Below are 14,027 nucleotides of genomic sequence, written 5' to 3' on the forward strand. Positions count from 1 at the left end.
TTTTGCAGCGTCCCTAACTTTTTCAGGTAGAATAGAGGTTTGCTATGGATCAATTGTATGTGCAGTTAAGGAAAGCAGGATTGATGTTTCAAGGGCAAACAGAAATGGGAGCGGTTGATTTCATACTTCTTGAAACTGATGACAATGGAACAACAAATTCAGTGGATATCATTTCATTCGAAACACTCTTCGGGGATGTAAAAGGGAATCCAAGTTATGAAGCCTTGTCGGGATTACATACTTTTAAGCTGGCAAATAAGGAATACAGTATGACAGCCAAGGATATGGGGTATCAAAAGTATTTCGACAAATGGAAAGAGGAAGGTTGTTTTAAATTCTAATCGACTATAAAGCTTGCTGAAAATCGAAACCTTTAGGTGTTGTCTGTCGTCAGCTGATAAAGGGGGAGAAGGATGAAGAAAAAGAAAACAATCAGGAATAAGAAGCAGTTTCGAATGATCAATTGGATTGTATTTGGGGTAATTGTCTTAATTGGTTCGTTACTCGCTTTTGAAGCTTTAGAGGAATTGGACCGCATAGCAAACTCACCAAGGGGAGATGAGGCCCAATCACGAATAGATTTTCGATGGGATACCGGTACATCCAGATTGGGAATGCTTTTATTGTTTCTAACGGCATTGCTTGCTATCGGCTGGAAGCGGGTGTTTCCATTTAATGTTCCCCTTGCCATCATCCTGTTTGGCTTTTGTTATTTCCTATTCTTTATGGTATTCACAACAGGCTGGGTCGGTTTAATAGGAATAATAGGATTGGGGGCAGCTCTGGCAATCGCTATCATCATGATAATCTCTTACGCTATTTATCTTTGGTAATAAGGTCTGTTTTCAATATTCATTATTAAAAAATCAGTATGGAGGTTATAAAGTGAATCGTATTGTCGTGCAATTCGGGCTTGGCCTGGTGTTCCTTTTATTTTCCATCTTCGCAACCTGGTATGAGGGTTCTGCCTTATTAAATAGCCCTTACGAATGGAAATATTCAACCCCTTTTTCTGGTTTGGTCCTTAAAGCTAGTGATATTTCACCACTGGATTTCTTTGTTTATGCCATAAAGTTCAAACCAACTTTCCCCATTGTAATGTTTGTCAGCAGTATATATTTAATTATTATTGGCGGACTTTACATATTAAAAAATAAAAGCCAGGTTACCCTTTTTCTAGCGATTATCGCCGCAGGATTAATTTTGTTAGGCTGGCAAATGTTCTCCGCCACTACAGCTGGCGCTCAAATAATATCTTATGTTCTCTTATCCTCCGGGACCGTTTGCTTGGTCCTTTCTCTTCTATATCATATTGGTCTTATTGACCGTAACCATGCTTTATCTAAAAGGGGATAAAAATATCGTCAATTTGGTTATGAGTAGTTTTCTATGGAAGAAAAAACAAACGGAAAAGCAATTACTTCTCTACTTTTAGGTACTTTATCAATTATTACACCATATATTGGCCTATTTCTTGGGGTGGTTGGAATCGCAGGAGCAGTAACAGCTCTGCAAGAATTTAAAAAAAGCAGGAAGAATCATACATATCAAAAAGGGGAGAGTCTCGCAGTAATAGGTATCATCATTAGTGTATTTGGCTGTTTATAAATAAGTTCTTAAGCTATAGTGTTCAGTGATTGATTAATAGCATCCGCTGCTTTATTTAAGCAAAGGGTTAGAATCTTATGGAAAATCATTGAGATTTCACTTGAAGTTAGAGATAATTGGTAGATAAAGGATGCATTGGGGAGGGGTATTAAATGAAATTGGCAGAAGCACTCATTCTAAGGTCTGACTATCAGAAGAGAGTCGATCAATTAAGGAATCGATTAATCCAAAATGTGATTGTCCAAGAAGGAGACGTTCCTAACGAAGAGCCAAATATGTTAATGGAAGAGTTAACCGAGCTGTTAGGGAAACTGAAAGTGTTGATTCAACAGATTAATAGAACCAATTTACTTACGAATTATGATAAATCACATTCCCTTGCAGATGCGTTGACCAGCAGGGATCTAATCGGCCAGGAAAGAAGAATATACAGTGACCTTTTGGAACAGGCGACCATGCGCCATGACCGATACTCCAGGACGGAAATTAAGAATGTCACCACGATTAACGTCAAGGAAACTCAAAAATATACAGATGAATTATCACAAAAGTACAGGTTGTTGGATATCAAAATACAAGAACTCAATTGGACGACAGAGTTAATAGAAAAATAACTTAAGTCCGAGTCAGTTGGTAGCGAAATTGAAAAGGCGAATACCAAAACTCACAACAAGTGTATGTTGTATTAGTGGCACGGGTTACGGGGAACCCAAGAGGTTCAAGTCCTCATATCACAACTTATGCCCCAGTAATGTGACAACAGCAAAACTTACACTAACCGTTAACTACCGGGTATTGATTTTCATTTCGTGAGGGTGGATAGGGGAAATACATAGTAACCAGAATTAGTTGGCTTATCCTAAAAGGATGAGCTTCTTTTGTAATAGGGATATCGAATCTCGAACATCCAGCAGAACATAAATAGACGAGTCAATCTCTAGGCTCTCCGGATGATTCGGATTTATTAGTTATTGTAAGTATTTGGGAAAATAGTTTCAGAAGTGGGCATTAAAAAGGGAGTTGTACTGGTGTGTTAATCTTGTTTTTAATTATTATTGTTATTGGAATTGGTACAATGATTGGATTGTTAAAAGAACAATCCAGTCAAAATAAAGAAATAATAAAGCTTCTTTCAGAGATAAAGAAAGACAAAGAATGAGGTATTGATCCTATAAGGGAAATTCTGTTATTGAAGTAAACAAGTCTCTCATTTCTATACCTAAAAGAATAAAGGAGTTTTTACCAATGTCGAAAGAGGAACGCAATCAATGGTATTCTACTAAAAAACTTATTACCAATAAATATTTACTAGGTGGAATGCTGCTACTAAACTTTATATTAATGGTTGTTTTGGTATTGACTCTATCCAACCAGTATTTTATAGGTAAGGAATTAGAAACACTAACATCAAGGTGTTACGACAGTGGAGGTACAGCTGAAATGGAAATCCAGGATTTATCTGCAGGTAAGTACTCATTTCAATGTGTAAGGAATTAACTATTTTGAGGTATTTAAGAAAAAAACTTCAAAATAAGACGGGCAGCATCAGAAGCTACAAGAGTATCTAAAATCACCAGACTATTCAAGGATCAGTATCTTTTTAAAGTCTGGCAGGCATTTCTCTAAGACTTGATTTTAAAAGTATGACCAATCAAAGGATATTCCAGCACTTACATAGAAGGTAACTTATAGCAGAACTTTTAATCGTCCTGGTAGTTCTAAAAGGAGAATTATTTATGGCGAGAGTGTTATGATGGAAAGCTGGAAAAAATAGTTTTACATAAGTCAATGAGAAAAACAATTCGGAGGCGATGAACATGACAGAAAGTACTGAAATTATTAATAACAAGGAGTTATCACCAGAACAACGTGAAGAATTGCTTAGAGTATTGAAAGCTCGCTTTGAGAAACACATGAATCGCCATGAAGGTCTTGAATGGGAAAAGGTGGAGTCAAAGCTGGATGCTAAAACTGACAAACTGTGGTCGATCAACGAAATGGAGAGAACTGGCGGCGAACCGGATGTCATTGGGTATGATGAAAAGGAAGACGAGTACATCTTTGTTGATTGTTCTCCGGAAAGTCCAAAAGGACGCAGGAGTGTTTGTTTCGATCGTAAAGCACTTGAGTCACGGAAAAAACATAAACCTGAAAATAACGCTATTGAAATGGCTGCTTCCATGGGTATAGAACTCTTGACGGAAGAGCTATATCGGTCATTACAGGAAGTCGGGAATTTTGATATGAAAACGTCAAGCTGGGTACAAACCCCCACTGATATTAGAAAGCTTGGCGGTGCGCTATTCTGTGATTTCCGCTTTGGCCACGTGTTCGTTTATCATAATGGAGCAGAATCCTACTATGCTGCAAGGGGATTCCGAGGGTCGCTGAGAGTCTGAATTTTTGATTAAGGCATTTGAGAATTTATTGCCGGCAAGTAAAAAAACAGCAAAAGGCTGTTTTTTTATTAGAAATGCTTTTCAGCTAATTCACTTATAGCCGCTACCAAATCATCTGTATTGCCCTCAAACAAATGAAAATTTAGAGAAGATCTAAGTTTATCCGTTTGAAACTTCAAATCATCTTTTTGAAGAAATTCAGCAGACCAATGTATGGCTGGGATGGAAACGATAAATCTGTTGTCAGGTGTAAGGTGAAGGAATACTTCGGCGGTCTTATTGCCAGACAATGTTATCTTTTCATAAGAGGTTATCATGTAATCACTCGTTTCGTTATTATATATTAAATAAATATAGCATATGTTCTTATATAAATGAATTTGCAGCGCTTTGCCCATTCCTGAATAAAGTTTGCTGCAAAAGGCCAGGAAAATAGAACATTGCGCTTTTTGAAAAACGAATTAAAGGGGAGAAGGAAGGTAACAAAAAATAATTATCCTGAGAGGAGAGAGAAGGTTGGGAGAATTAAACTATATTAAATTAAACACCATTTTACTTCTTGCAATAATCCCACTTTTCGCTGTTGGCTATTTCTTTGCAGTATCTAATGAATCTATGTTTTTTCTATATGAATGGCTTCTAACACTCCTAATTTCAAGTTCGATTATTGTTTCGCTAGTAAGTATTTTTAAAATTAAAAGTGGATTAAAATGGATTTCTGCCTCTATACTTGCCTTTCTTGTTCAATTTTCAGCAATGAGTTTGTTTTTAGGGCCTTTTACTGAATATTGGGGGTTCACTCTCTTTTATATTGCTGCATTCTGCGCTCTGGTTGTTTTTATTGTAACCCTTAAAAAAGCAGACAAATTCAAATTCATCCCAGTCCTTTTTATGGTTTTAACTCTATTCTTCACTTTATATATGATCTTGTTAAATAATCTTTGGGGGAAAGATTTGAGTTAAGTTGCTTTAACCAAGGTGATGCATGTACAAATAGAAATGTTAGATAGCTCTTGGACTGATCCCGCGTCAATAAACCTGACAATGGAAAAAAGAATATGTAAACTCTAACGAAGGCGTGATTCCTAAAAGGGAACACGCCTTCGTTAACTTAAAAAGCAATAATAAATTAACTAAAATCAATATTATTTTATTGAAAAACGATAAATTATATATTAAAATCAAATTGACATTAAATATGTGAGGTGCTTTTCATGAAAAAAGTAACAACATTGTTTTTAAAGATAGCTGTCATTCTTATCGGGGTTCCGGTTCTTGCTTTATGCATTTTTCTTGTACCTGAATTAGGGAGTGTTTCTGCTGAGCTGCTTACCGATTTCTCCTTTGTAAAATATCTCGTTTCCGGTGTGTTTTATGCTTCGGCGATCCCTTTTTACTTTGCATTGTATCAAGCCTTCAAGCTACTACGCTATATTGACAAAAATATAGCTTTCTCCGAATTGTCGGTAGAAGCGCTAAAAAGGATTAAATACTGCGCAGTTACAATCAGCGGGTTGCATTTGCTGGTCCTGCCGATGTTCTACGTCTTTGCAGAATTAGACGATGCTCCAGGGGTCATTTTTGTCGGATTGGTCGTTCCTTTTGCTTCCATGGTTATCGCGGTCTTTGCAGCAGTCCTCCAGAAATTATTACAAGAAGCAATTGAAATAAAATCTGAAAATGATTTAACGGTCTGAGGTGAATAAAATGGCGATTATTATCAATGTAGATGTGATGCTTGCAAAAAGGAAAATGAGCGTAACAGAACTTTCGGAAAGGGTTGGAATCACAATGGCTAACCTCTCCATCTTGAAAAACGGAAAGGCAAAAGCCATTCGATTTTCAACTCTGGAGGCCATTTGCAAGGCTTTGGAATGCCAGCCTGGTGATATTTTAGAATACCGTCCTGATGAAGATACTGAATAACAAAGCCTGCAAAAAAAAACCTTTGGAGGCACAAAAAATGAGACCACTCAAACAACTCGTTCGTTTTGGCAGGGAGCAGGCGTTATCCTGTTTGTTTCCCGTCGTGATTTTTGCCTCTTTAGCTTTGACACAAATCTTGCCGCTTCCTTTGCTGCCAAGGTATGACTGGCTTCTTCTCATCTGCCTGGTGATGCAGTGGGGGATGCTGCGTTCCGGACTTGAAACCCGCGATGAACTAAAGGTGATCACGGTATTTCACCTTATTGGGCTTGCCCTAGAACTTTTCAAGGTACACATGGGCTCCTGGTCTTATCCGGACGAAGGCTATTCCAAAATTTTTGGAGTGCCTTTATACAGTGGTTTCATGTACGCAAGTGTAGCGAGTTATCTTTGCCAGGCCTGGAGGAGACTAAAGGTTGAACTGGTTCAGTGGCCGCCGTTTATGGTCGTTGTACCTCTGGCTGCTGCTATTTATTTGAACTTTTTCACCCATCATTACTGGATTGATATTCGCTGGTGGTTATCCGGACTGGTCATCATTGTCTTTTGGCCATCCTGGGTCACCTACGAGGTTGGGGGAACCCGCTACCGTATGCCACTTGCACTATCATTTGTGCTCATCGGATTTTTCATATGGATAGCTGAGAATATCGCAACTTTCTTCGGTGCATGGGAATATCCAAACCAAACCGATGCGTGGAGCCTGGTCCATCTAGGGAAGGTAAGTTCTTGGCTTTTATTAGTGATTGTCAGCTTTTTGATTGTAGCGACGTTAAAGCAGGTTAAGGGGAAGAGTTCCTCGAAAGCAGAAAAACATACAACATGGCGCTCTATTCATTAGCGTGCCATGTTTTTCATTGACTAGGTTACCCTCTCTCTTGATGTATATGGTAATGTAGTTATTGAAGGCGATGGAAAGAACCCTTTATAAGTAGAGCAGTAATAGAAATCATTTATGAGGAGACAAACATGCAAATCAATTTACTATTTTTTATAACTTCAACTAAGGAAAAAAACAAAATGCAAACACTTGTAAAAACCTTTGAATCTAATATACGTCCTGTAAAAGGAGATATTCTTGATGATCCAGGGTTTGATGCCGCATTTCACAATGGATATGAAGTGGTAAAAGTAACGATTGATTATTCAAACAACACCTGTTGGGTATCTTTATCACCACTGGCGATTGAAGTGGAAGAAATGAAATTCGAAGAGTATATAGAAAAGTTGAAATCGAACGGGTGGAATACCCTTACAAAAGAAGAGTTATTCAATAAAGGACATAGCTAATTTTATAGAAAGTAGATTGATTGGAACCAATTCGAGGGAAAATGTCGCACGTTATTTCAGCAAGAAGGTATACTGGTTCCATGTGAAAGCGAATAGTGCTGGCAGGACATACATATACCTCTGATAAGAGGTGATGAAAATGCGAATAAACATAAGTAATCTTGCCTTTGCTTTATTCTTCTTTTATATTCTTTTGTTAATGACAGTGAGCTTCTTAGGGGTAGATATTCACAATTTGAGAGCGAGATCCTTCGAAGGTGTGAATCATAATTTTATCCCATTTAAGACAATAAGTGAGTATATTATCGGCATAGACCGCTACAATTTTGATACATGGTTTAATAATACTCTTGGCAATGTTTTATTATTTTTTCCCTTGGGGTTTCTGCTGCCTCTGATGTCCTCAAACTTGACTACACTAAAAAGTGTGTTGGGTATTTCTTTTATGCTAAGTACTTTTATTGAAGTCATACAGTATGCAGCTAAATTAGGAGTATTAGATATAGACGATATTTTACTGAATTTATTTGGAGCCACCCTGGGCTTCATTATATACCTCATTTTGACGAAGTTATTGAAGTAGTCGTTGAAGCTAGTAATTTTCACATAGATCCTTGAATTCATTTGGAAGAATGGACTGTCAGGCAAATGGCTGATATAAGGAAACAAGTTATTTTTTATAAAAGGTTGTGCATTACATATGATTCATGCAATTGGACTTTTCATAGTGGCCGGAGTTGCCGAAATTGGCGGCGGATATCTTATATGGCTTTGGCTGAGAGAAGGTAAGCCCTATTACTGGGGGCTGGGCGGCGGTCTGGCATTGGCCCTATATGGAGTGGTTGCGACTTTTCAAACCTTTCCATTATTCGGCCGGGTCTATGCTGCCTATGGCGGGGTTTTCATCGTACTTTCTGTTTTATGGGGATGGGGAATCGATAAGAAAACACCTGATTTATATGATTGGGCAGGGGCGGCGATTTGCTTGGTTGGTGTATCGGTGATGTTGTTTGCACCGCGCCATTAATGTATATGGAAAAAGAGAAAAGTCTGCCTGACCGATAAGGAGATCATAATGGAAAAGAAGTTGCTACTCTCGTTAATTCTTATATTTGCATTACCAATCACTGCGTGTTCAAGTGACATACCAAATGATGTCCAGGAAATAGAAGTGCGAGCTCATATCAGTGATGTAAAGACGTATGGTGATACCCGCGTCATTAATGATAAAGATAAAGTTCAAAAGGTAAGGAACATATTGAACGATGCTAACTGGGAAAAGAAAGTGACAGATATGGAAAGATTAGCAGATTTTCGTTTTTCCTTTGCATTTGTTGACCAGGAAATCGAAGCGAAAGCCGTAACATATGAGCTTTGGATAAGCCCTACCCTGGATAAAGTTGAAATCGCAAAAGGTGAAAGAGAATATACTCAACTGAACAAGAAAAATTCAGCATTATTATTTGAAAATTTAACGGGGCGAAAGTTATCCCAATTACAAGTGGACAGGGAAGAAAGTTCTGTACCCCAGTAAAAGGAGGATGATGACGGTGAAAACGTTTGTTATGGTAATTCTTGCAGTAAGTTCATTATTGGCCACAGCTTGTAGTCATTCAGAACCGATTATTTCTGAAGAAACAGCCAAGTCCATTATTATCGAACGATACTCTGGATCCAATGGGAACGTAAAAATCCTATCCGTAAGCCACAAAAACAATGAGTATACAGTTAAATGGGAGATTAAAGAAAACTGTGAGAGCGGAACCGACATATTGGATGATGAGACTGGGGAAGTGAAGAGAGGCGAGACTTCAATATGCTAAAATGAAGAATTGACTTTATGGTAGCAGCATTAGTTTATCAAAAGCTCCTCCTTATATTCTTTTAGAGCTTCGTTATTTAGATTATTAAACCTCAAACTAACTGTCTTTAGCACCGCTTTAGAGACACTTAGATTCCAAACTTTCAAACTAACTGTCTTAAGAACCGCTTTAGAGACACTTAGATTCCAATCCCTCATACTAACTGTCTTTAGCACTGCTTTAGAGACACTTAGATTTCAAAACCTCAAACTATCTGTCTTTAGCACGGCTTAAGAGACACTTAGATTTTAAACTCTCAAACTATCTGTCTTTAGCACGGCTTAAGAGATACTTAGATTCCAATACCTCAAACTATCTGTCTTTAGCACGGCTTAAGAGACACTTAGATTCCAAAACCTCAAACTAACTGTCTTTAGCACTGCTTTAGAGACACTTAGATTTAAAACTCTCAAACTATCTGTCTTTAGCACGGCTTAAGAGACACTTAGATTCCAATACCTCAAACTAACTGTCTTTAGCACCGCTTTAGAGACACTTAAATTCCAAAACCCCAAACTAACTGTCTTTAGAAAAGCCCTAGACACACTCAGCTCTCAGAACCAAATACCAATCGTTTTTTAAACTCACTGGAACCTGAGAAAATCTAGACCTCGTAACTAAGGAACTAAATCAGGCAATAAAATAAATCACCTTGATCACATTACCGTAAAGGGACGTTTTCCAAAAAAGGGTTACGTCTTTTTTTGTTGAAATAATAATATTGAGCAACAAATCTGGCTTCAGAAAGGAAACGATCACCATGAAAGAAATCGTATTTGTCACAACGAATAAAGGAAAGGTCGCCGCAGCCCAAAAAGAACTAAAGGATATTAAGGTATTGCCCGTCAACGAAGAATTGGTTGAACCCAGGAGTGACGATATTAAAGAAATTGCCAAGCAAAAGGTAATGCAGGCTTATGAAATTGTCAAAAGGCCATGTATAGCCCTGGATTCAGGTTTTTACATATCACAATTGAACGGCTTTCCAAGAGCCTATGTCAATCACATGTTAGATACGATCGGAATTGATGGTTGTATTAAATTAATGAGAGACGAGTCCAACCGGGAATGTGAGTTCAGATCTTGTTTAGCCTACTTTGATGGAGAAGAGATCAGATACTTTGAAAGTAAATCTCCGGGAATTTTAGCTGAGGAAATCAGAGGGACCGACAATGTGAATAAATGGTCGGACCTATGGTATATCTTCATTCCACAGCATTTCACAAAAACATTGGTGGAATTCAGTGATCCTGATTTTACTAAGTATAACGAATTGAAGGAAGACTCGGGCTTAAAGAAATTTGGCGCATGGTATATTAGAAAAATTGTTCAATAAAAAGAGAGGCGATATATTTGCAGAATCACTGCTGTGACAGCATGAAAAGACTGGTGATCATGACAGTCGGCAAGACACATAGCGGGAAAACAACCTTTGCACATTGTCTGGAGCAAAGGCTGCTGGAATCGCTTGTGATAGACCAGGATAACCACGCTGAATTCATCAATACATATTATAAAAAATTACTGCCTAAACAAGGGCCTAATACTTTAAAAAGCGCCATCTCACAGACCATCGTGGACTATGCAGTGAACCAAACGGACTTCCACCTGATCATAAGCAGCTCAAACCGGAATCAAAAAGGACGCCGCCGACTTCTTGAGCAATTTCATCAGAAGGGATTTATCAGCGTTATTGTCCATTTTGAAATCCCTGACCATATTCTTCAATCTCGCGTTGATCATAGTCAACGAAGTACGAAAATATTCAGGAGTGCGTCAACTTTTACCGAAGTCCTGGTAAGGCAGCAGGCCGATTCACTAAAAGAAGACGTCACAGATCCGATTGAAGGTGAAGCTGGTCATTTGTTTGTGATGAGAGATAACGACGAAGCAGAATCTGTTATTCAAGAAATTGTAAAGATAGCAAAAAGTTAATTATGAAAAAGCGGATTACAGGAAGAAAGGTACCTGTTAAAAATACTCGACTAGCTTGAAAATTCAAAAATCAATAGAACTGCCATTGAAATACAGGTAAAATGGAGTTATGGTTTTATTTGGAAAACAAAAGAGACAAAAAGGAGAAAGAACATGAAGAGAAATCTGATTGGAGCCTTTGTTACAGCAATTGTAATTAGCCTGGTGGTATGGATAGGGAGTTTAATCTTTTTATTTTCTTATTCTGAATGGAGCTTTTTCATCGGTTTTACCCTGTGCATTATCCTGTTTTTCTTTAACAGCAGCGGGGGCATCACTTCAAGAATGGCAAATTTCTCGGCAAGCACGAGTTACGGGAAAGTCCAAAATGATAATGAGTTAAAAGCCAATTTAGGTTTTGTCTTTTATGGTGTAGTGCTGTTTACAGTAGTCAGCCTGGCATTTCAGATTATTACATATTAAGTTTTGAACTAAGCCAAAATCGCAGAAAGCCCAATGCTCTGCGATTTTGTTTTTTCGGTTTAGTTAATTTTCGGTGGCGGTTCTTCATTATTCATTGTACTTTATGACAAGAACCTTATTTCTTATACTATACATTGAGATCGTTTTTAATATAGCTTCATTCGGCATCTGCCTCTTATGTCATCTACTTAGATGGTTTTTAAAATGGATTTATTCACCAGCTGCATCGTTTACCATCCATTTAGATGGTATTTAAAGTCGCTTTATTCACCAGCTGACTCGTCTTCCATCCATTCAGATGGCATTTAAAAGCGCTTTATTTACCAGCTGACTCTTCAATTATCCAATCAGATGGCACTTAACGCGCTTTATTCACCAGCTGACTCGTCTTCCATCCACTCAGATGACACTTAAACGCGCTTTATTCACCAGCTACCTCTTCAATTATCCACTTAGATGACACTTAAAGGCACTTTATTCACCAGCTGACTCGTCTTCCATCCACTCAGATGGCACTTAAACGCGCTTTATTCACCAGCTACTTCTTAACCACCCAAATGAGAGTATCAATATCCGAAACATTACAACCGGAAAGGATATAATCCTTTCGTATGGGCTTTTCCTCAACCTCGATTGATTGGCAGGCTGCCGTTTGAATTTCTCCGCTGCCGAATTTATCCCTCCGGGTGTCCAACTTGTAGCTGATTTTATCACCATCGTATTCCAGGTCCTGCAGGATCGGATCACCCTCTTCTGTATAAGTAACGACTCTAATAGTATCCTTGATTCCCTGATTGACGTTTTCCAAAAAGGCGAAGAACCTGTCTTCATTTTTCACCCCATCATTCGAGTACACAATGTCCTCCGCGGCCTGTTCGTATTCAGGAACATTCCAGTCGCCAATTGTATCCTGTGAGGTATTTTCATTCGATTGGCATCCGGCAGTCCACAAAGATAACATCACAATCAGAATCAATATCAATATCCTTTTCATTCATTAAGCTCCCGGTTTGTTTGACTTACCATTAGTTTACCATAATGGCTTATCGAACAGTTTCTGCCACATAAAATCCTGGAAGTGACACCAGGTTAACGATACAATAAAGCTATGGGGTAATTTGGTAAAAGAGAATATTCAAAAAAGGGAGATGAATATGAAAAAGAACATCCTGGGTACAGTCATTTCAGCACTAGTCATCGCATTATTGGTTTGGATTGCCAGTAAGGTCTTATCTTTTTCATACGTCGATTGGAGCTTCTTCATTGGTCTTGGCATATCTGTTATTGTGTTTTTCTTCAACAGCCGGGGCGGCGTAATGTCGAAAGGGGCGACTCTTGAAGCAAGTGAAGCGGCGTGGAAAGTTCAAAAAGATAATGGAAATGAATTGGAGGCAGAGGTCGGGTATATTTTTTACGGATCCCTGCTGTTTACGATCGTCAGCTTGGTTTGGATGCTGATTACTTACTTTTAATTTTTCATACTCAATCAGAAGGTGCCAAACTTAAGAGTTTGGCACTTTTTTTGTGAAAACATTCTATGTATAGGTAGGAATAGAGCAGTTCTTGGAGAATTATTCCTAATAGTAACTATATTATTGTAAAAAATTATGGTGTTCCTAAGAGCTAAGACCTTTCAGCTTAAGAAAGAAGCCTATTAACATAGTGTGATGAGGTGAATGTATGTACAGTTCAGAGGAAAGAAACACGTATTTTGTGAAAACAATTGAGAAATTAGAATCTTCCAGCTTAATAGATGGGATTGTTCAGCTGGGTTCCGGTGTAACTGGCTATACTGATGAGCATTCGGATATTGATTTAATGGTGTCTACTCCCAACATAGAGGATGCAGCATCAACTAAGGAATTCGTCCGAGAGTCCCTCAGAGATTTCACCCCCCTTTATATAAAAGAGAAACAATTCAGCAAAGACATTTTCCTTATCATTGCCATTCTGAAAAATAGATTGGAATTCAATATTTCCATTGTACCTAGAGAATTTTTATCCGTGAAATCGCCCTTATGGAAAATCATTTTCGACAGAAATGGCCATGTAACAGAGAAAATGAACAGGGAAATGGATCATTTTAACAGTAAACCAGTGAAATACACGGGGAATTTTGATGCCGCATTTGAATTTAGTTATTGTGCCTTTCGACTGGACAAGGAACTGCAACGAAACAATGTCATCTACGCATTAAAGGTCTTGGAGGAAATGAGGGACTATACCTTGATCGTCCAGGCAATGAATGAAAATAAGAAACTTCATCAGTTCAAAGCCTATGATACCTTGAATCCAACATTCAAAAAAGCATTCCTTTCAACCTATCCTGTGGGAATGACTGTTGAGCAGTTGCAAATATCAGCAGAAAAATTGACTCAATTATTTGTTAAAACGGTGGAACAAAGCTCCATCTATTCTATTGATCACACCTTGCATCAATTAATGAAACCTTCCTTAAATGCAATGGAATAATTATCTAGAATTTTGACAATTCCATCAATAAAAGTTATAATCTTTAAAATATTTGATAATCAGTGCGTTGATG

General features: G+C 38.0%; 23 protein-coding genes and 1 other annotated feature (1 of these 24 running past the window's edge). Of the genes, 21 read left to right on the plus strand and 2 right to left on the minus strand.

Annotation, left to right across the window (positions count from 1 at the left end; genetic code table 11):
* Window positions 1-44: 44 nt before the first annotated feature.
* The 7 genes from M1E09_RS11110 (at window position 45) to M1E09_RS11140 (ending at window position 4,007) form a co-directional block, all read left to right on the plus strand.
* Window positions 45-341, plus strand: coding sequence for a hypothetical protein (locus M1E09_RS11110; RefSeq protein WP_456270943.1), 297 nt, complete (start codon window positions 45-47; stop codon window positions 339-341).
* Window positions 342-413: 72 nt separating this feature from the next.
* A complete protein-coding gene (locus M1E09_RS11115; protein ID WP_456270944.1) occupies window positions 414-833 on the plus strand; it encodes an RND transporter in 420 nt (139 codons plus the stop codon).
* Window positions 834-885: 52 nt separating this feature from the next.
* On the plus strand, window positions 886-1,356 hold the full coding sequence (locus M1E09_RS11120; RefSeq protein WP_456270945.1) for a DUF4306 domain-containing protein: 471 nt from the start codon (window positions 886-888) through the stop codon (window positions 1,354-1,356).
* A gap of 33 nt (window positions 1,357-1,389) precedes the next feature.
* On the plus strand, window positions 1,390-1,608 hold the full coding sequence (locus M1E09_RS11125) for a DUF4190 domain-containing protein (RefSeq protein WP_456270946.1): 219 nt from the start codon (window positions 1,390-1,392) through the stop codon (window positions 1,606-1,608).
* 152 nt (window positions 1,609-1,760) lie between these two features.
* Window positions 1,761-2,222, plus strand: coding sequence for a DIP1984 family protein (locus M1E09_RS11130; protein WP_456270947.1), 462 nt, complete (start codon window positions 1,761-1,763; stop codon window positions 2,220-2,222).
* A 631-nt stretch (window positions 2,223-2,853) separates the two neighbouring features.
* On the plus strand, window positions 2,854-3,105 hold the full coding sequence (locus M1E09_RS11135) for a hypothetical protein (protein ID WP_456270948.1): 252 nt from the start codon (window positions 2,854-2,856) through the stop codon (window positions 3,103-3,105).
* A gap of 320 nt (window positions 3,106-3,425) precedes the next feature.
* Window positions 3,426-4,007, plus strand: coding sequence for a DUF4256 domain-containing protein (locus tag M1E09_RS11140; RefSeq protein WP_456270949.1), 582 nt, complete (start codon window positions 3,426-3,428; stop codon window positions 4,005-4,007).
* Window positions 4,008-4,075: 68 nt separating this feature from the next.
* Here the strand turns inward: M1E09_RS11140 and M1E09_RS11145 are convergent, their stop codons facing one another.
* Window positions 4,076-4,405, minus strand: a complete 330-nt coding sequence (locus tag M1E09_RS11145; protein ID WP_456270950.1) for a YueH family protein — start codon at window positions 4,403-4,405, stop codon at window positions 4,076-4,078.
* Window positions 4,406-4,523: 118 nt separating this feature from the next.
* Here M1E09_RS11145 and M1E09_RS11150 point away from each other — a divergent pair, with 118 nt between their 5' ends.
* The 12 genes from M1E09_RS11150 to M1E09_RS11205 all read left to right on the plus strand — a co-directional run bounded on the left by M1E09_RS11150 (window position 4,524) and on the right by M1E09_RS11205 (window position 11,482).
* The gene (locus tag M1E09_RS11150; protein WP_456270951.1) at window positions 4,524-4,970 is read left to right on the plus strand and encodes a hypothetical protein; all 447 of its coding nucleotides are present in this window, start codon (window positions 4,524-4,526) and stop codon (window positions 4,968-4,970) included.
* Window positions 4,971-5,221: 251 nt separating this feature from the next.
* Window positions 5,222-5,704 (plus strand): DUF2975 domain-containing protein, encoded by a 483-nt coding sequence (locus tag M1E09_RS11155; protein WP_456270952.1) that lies wholly within the window; start codon window positions 5,222-5,224, stop codon window positions 5,702-5,704.
* Window positions 5,705-5,714: 10 nt separating this feature from the next.
* Window positions 5,715-5,933: a helix-turn-helix domain-containing protein gene (locus M1E09_RS11160; RefSeq protein ID WP_456270953.1), complete on the plus strand. Its 219-nt coding sequence runs from the start codon at window positions 5,715-5,717 to the stop codon at window positions 5,931-5,933.
* Between the two features lie 37 nt (window positions 5,934-5,970).
* On the plus strand, window positions 5,971-6,774 hold the full coding sequence (locus tag M1E09_RS11165; protein ID WP_456270954.1) for a DUF817 domain-containing protein: 804 nt from the start codon (window positions 5,971-5,973) through the stop codon (window positions 6,772-6,774).
* Window positions 6,775-6,902: 128 nt separating this feature from the next.
* Window positions 6,903-7,223: a hypothetical protein gene (locus tag M1E09_RS11170; RefSeq protein ID WP_456270955.1), complete on the plus strand. Its 321-nt coding sequence runs from the start codon at window positions 6,903-6,905 to the stop codon at window positions 7,221-7,223.
* A gap of 139 nt (window positions 7,224-7,362) precedes the next feature.
* Complete coding sequence (locus M1E09_RS11175; protein ID WP_456270956.1) at window positions 7,363-7,806, plus strand: VanZ family protein; 444 nt, start codon at window positions 7,363-7,365, stop codon at window positions 7,804-7,806.
* Between the two features lie 117 nt (window positions 7,807-7,923).
* On the plus strand, window positions 7,924-8,250 hold the full coding sequence (locus M1E09_RS11180) for a YnfA family protein (RefSeq protein ID WP_456270957.1): 327 nt from the start codon (window positions 7,924-7,926) through the stop codon (window positions 8,248-8,250).
* A 48-nt stretch (window positions 8,251-8,298) separates the two neighbouring features.
* Window positions 8,299-8,757, plus strand: a complete 459-nt coding sequence (locus M1E09_RS11185) for a hypothetical protein (RefSeq protein ID WP_456270958.1) — start codon at window positions 8,299-8,301, stop codon at window positions 8,755-8,757.
* Window positions 8,758-8,773: 16 nt separating this feature from the next.
* Entirely contained in the window at window positions 8,774-9,046 is a 273-nt protein-coding gene (locus M1E09_RS11190; RefSeq protein ID WP_456270959.1) for a hypothetical protein, read from the plus strand.
* A 799-nt stretch (window positions 9,047-9,845) separates the two neighbouring features.
* On the plus strand, window positions 9,846-10,421 hold the full coding sequence (locus M1E09_RS11195; protein WP_456270960.1) for a non-canonical purine NTP pyrophosphatase: 576 nt from the start codon (window positions 9,846-9,848) through the stop codon (window positions 10,419-10,421).
* A 41-nt stretch (window positions 10,422-10,462) separates the two neighbouring features.
* Window positions 10,463-11,020, plus strand: a complete 558-nt coding sequence (locus M1E09_RS11200; protein WP_456274966.1) for an ATP-binding protein — start codon at window positions 10,463-10,465, stop codon at window positions 11,018-11,020.
* 153 nt (window positions 11,021-11,173) lie between these two features.
* Window positions 11,174-11,482 (plus strand): hypothetical protein, encoded by a 309-nt coding sequence (locus tag M1E09_RS11205; protein ID WP_456270961.1) that lies wholly within the window; start codon window positions 11,174-11,176, stop codon window positions 11,480-11,482.
* 538 nt (window positions 11,483-12,020) lie between these two features.
* Here the strand turns inward: M1E09_RS11205 and M1E09_RS11210 are convergent.
* The gene (locus M1E09_RS11210; protein ID WP_456270962.1) at window positions 12,021-12,476 is read right to left on the minus strand and encodes a DUF4362 domain-containing protein; all 456 of its coding nucleotides are present in this window, start codon (window positions 12,474-12,476) and stop codon (window positions 12,021-12,023) included.
* A 160-nt stretch (window positions 12,477-12,636) separates the two neighbouring features.
* Here M1E09_RS11210 and M1E09_RS11215 point away from each other — a divergent pair, with 160 nt between their 5' ends.
* Complete coding sequence (locus M1E09_RS11215; protein ID WP_456270963.1) at window positions 12,637-12,954, plus strand: hypothetical protein; 318 nt, start codon at window positions 12,637-12,639, stop codon at window positions 12,952-12,954.
* Between the two features lie 208 nt (window positions 12,955-13,162).
* Window positions 13,163-13,954, plus strand: a complete 792-nt coding sequence (locus M1E09_RS11220; RefSeq protein ID WP_456270964.1) for a hypothetical protein — start codon at window positions 13,163-13,165, stop codon at window positions 13,952-13,954.
* 58 nt (window positions 13,955-14,012) lie between these two features.
* Window positions 14,013-14,027 (plus strand) — a binding site (T-box leader) (it continues 234 nt past the right edge of the window).

The organism is Bacillus sp. AK031, assembly GCF_053903065.1.

Coding starts and splice junctions, on each gene's coding strand:
- M1E09_RS11110 (WP_456270943.1), top strand. CDS start 45: ATGGATCAATTGTATGTGCAGTTAAGGAAAGCAGGATTGATGTTTCAA.
- M1E09_RS11115 (WP_456270944.1), top strand. CDS start 414: ATGAAGAAAAAGAAAACAATCAGGAATAAGAAGCAGTTTCGAATGATC.
- M1E09_RS11125 (WP_456270946.1), top strand. CDS start 1,390: ATGGAAGAAAAAACAAACGGAAAAGCAATTACTTCTCTACTTTTAGGT.
- M1E09_RS11130 (WP_456270947.1), top strand. CDS start 1,761: ATGAAATTGGCAGAAGCACTCATTCTAAGGTCTGACTATCAGAAGAGA.
- M1E09_RS11135 (WP_456270948.1), top strand. CDS start 2,854: ATGTCGAAAGAGGAACGCAATCAATGGTATTCTACTAAAAAACTTATT.
- M1E09_RS11140 (WP_456270949.1), top strand. CDS start 3,426: ATGACAGAAAGTACTGAAATTATTAATAACAAGGAGTTATCACCAGAA.
- M1E09_RS11145 (WP_456270950.1), bottom strand. CDS start 4,405: ATGGGCAAAGCGCTGCAAATTCATTTATATAAGAACATATGCTATATT.
- M1E09_RS11155 (WP_456270952.1), top strand. CDS start 5,222: ATGAAAAAAGTAACAACATTGTTTTTAAAGATAGCTGTCATTCTTATC.
- M1E09_RS11160 (WP_456270953.1), top strand. CDS start 5,715: ATGGCGATTATTATCAATGTAGATGTGATGCTTGCAAAAAGGAAAATG.
- M1E09_RS11165 (WP_456270954.1), top strand. CDS start 5,971: ATGAGACCACTCAAACAACTCGTTCGTTTTGGCAGGGAGCAGGCGTTA.
- M1E09_RS11170 (WP_456270955.1), top strand. CDS start 6,903: ATGCAAATCAATTTACTATTTTTTATAACTTCAACTAAGGAAAAAAAC.
- M1E09_RS11175 (WP_456270956.1), top strand. CDS start 7,363: ATGCGAATAAACATAAGTAATCTTGCCTTTGCTTTATTCTTCTTTTAT.
- M1E09_RS11180 (WP_456270957.1), top strand. CDS start 7,924: ATGATTCATGCAATTGGACTTTTCATAGTGGCCGGAGTTGCCGAAATT.
- M1E09_RS11185 (WP_456270958.1), top strand. CDS start 8,299: ATGGAAAAGAAGTTGCTACTCTCGTTAATTCTTATATTTGCATTACCA.
- M1E09_RS11195 (WP_456270960.1), top strand. CDS start 9,846: ATGAAAGAAATCGTATTTGTCACAACGAATAAAGGAAAGGTCGCCGCA.
- M1E09_RS11200 (WP_456274966.1), top strand. CDS start 10,463: ATGAAAAGACTGGTGATCATGACAGTCGGCAAGACACATAGCGGGAAA.
- M1E09_RS11205 (WP_456270961.1), top strand. CDS start 11,174: ATGAAGAGAAATCTGATTGGAGCCTTTGTTACAGCAATTGTAATTAGC.
- M1E09_RS11210 (WP_456270962.1), bottom strand. CDS start 12,476: ATGAAAAGGATATTGATATTGATTCTGATTGTGATGTTATCTTTGTGG.
- M1E09_RS11215 (WP_456270963.1), top strand. CDS start 12,637: ATGAAAAAGAACATCCTGGGTACAGTCATTTCAGCACTAGTCATCGCA.
- M1E09_RS11220 (WP_456270964.1), top strand. CDS start 13,163: ATGTACAGTTCAGAGGAAAGAAACACGTATTTTGTGAAAACAATTGAG.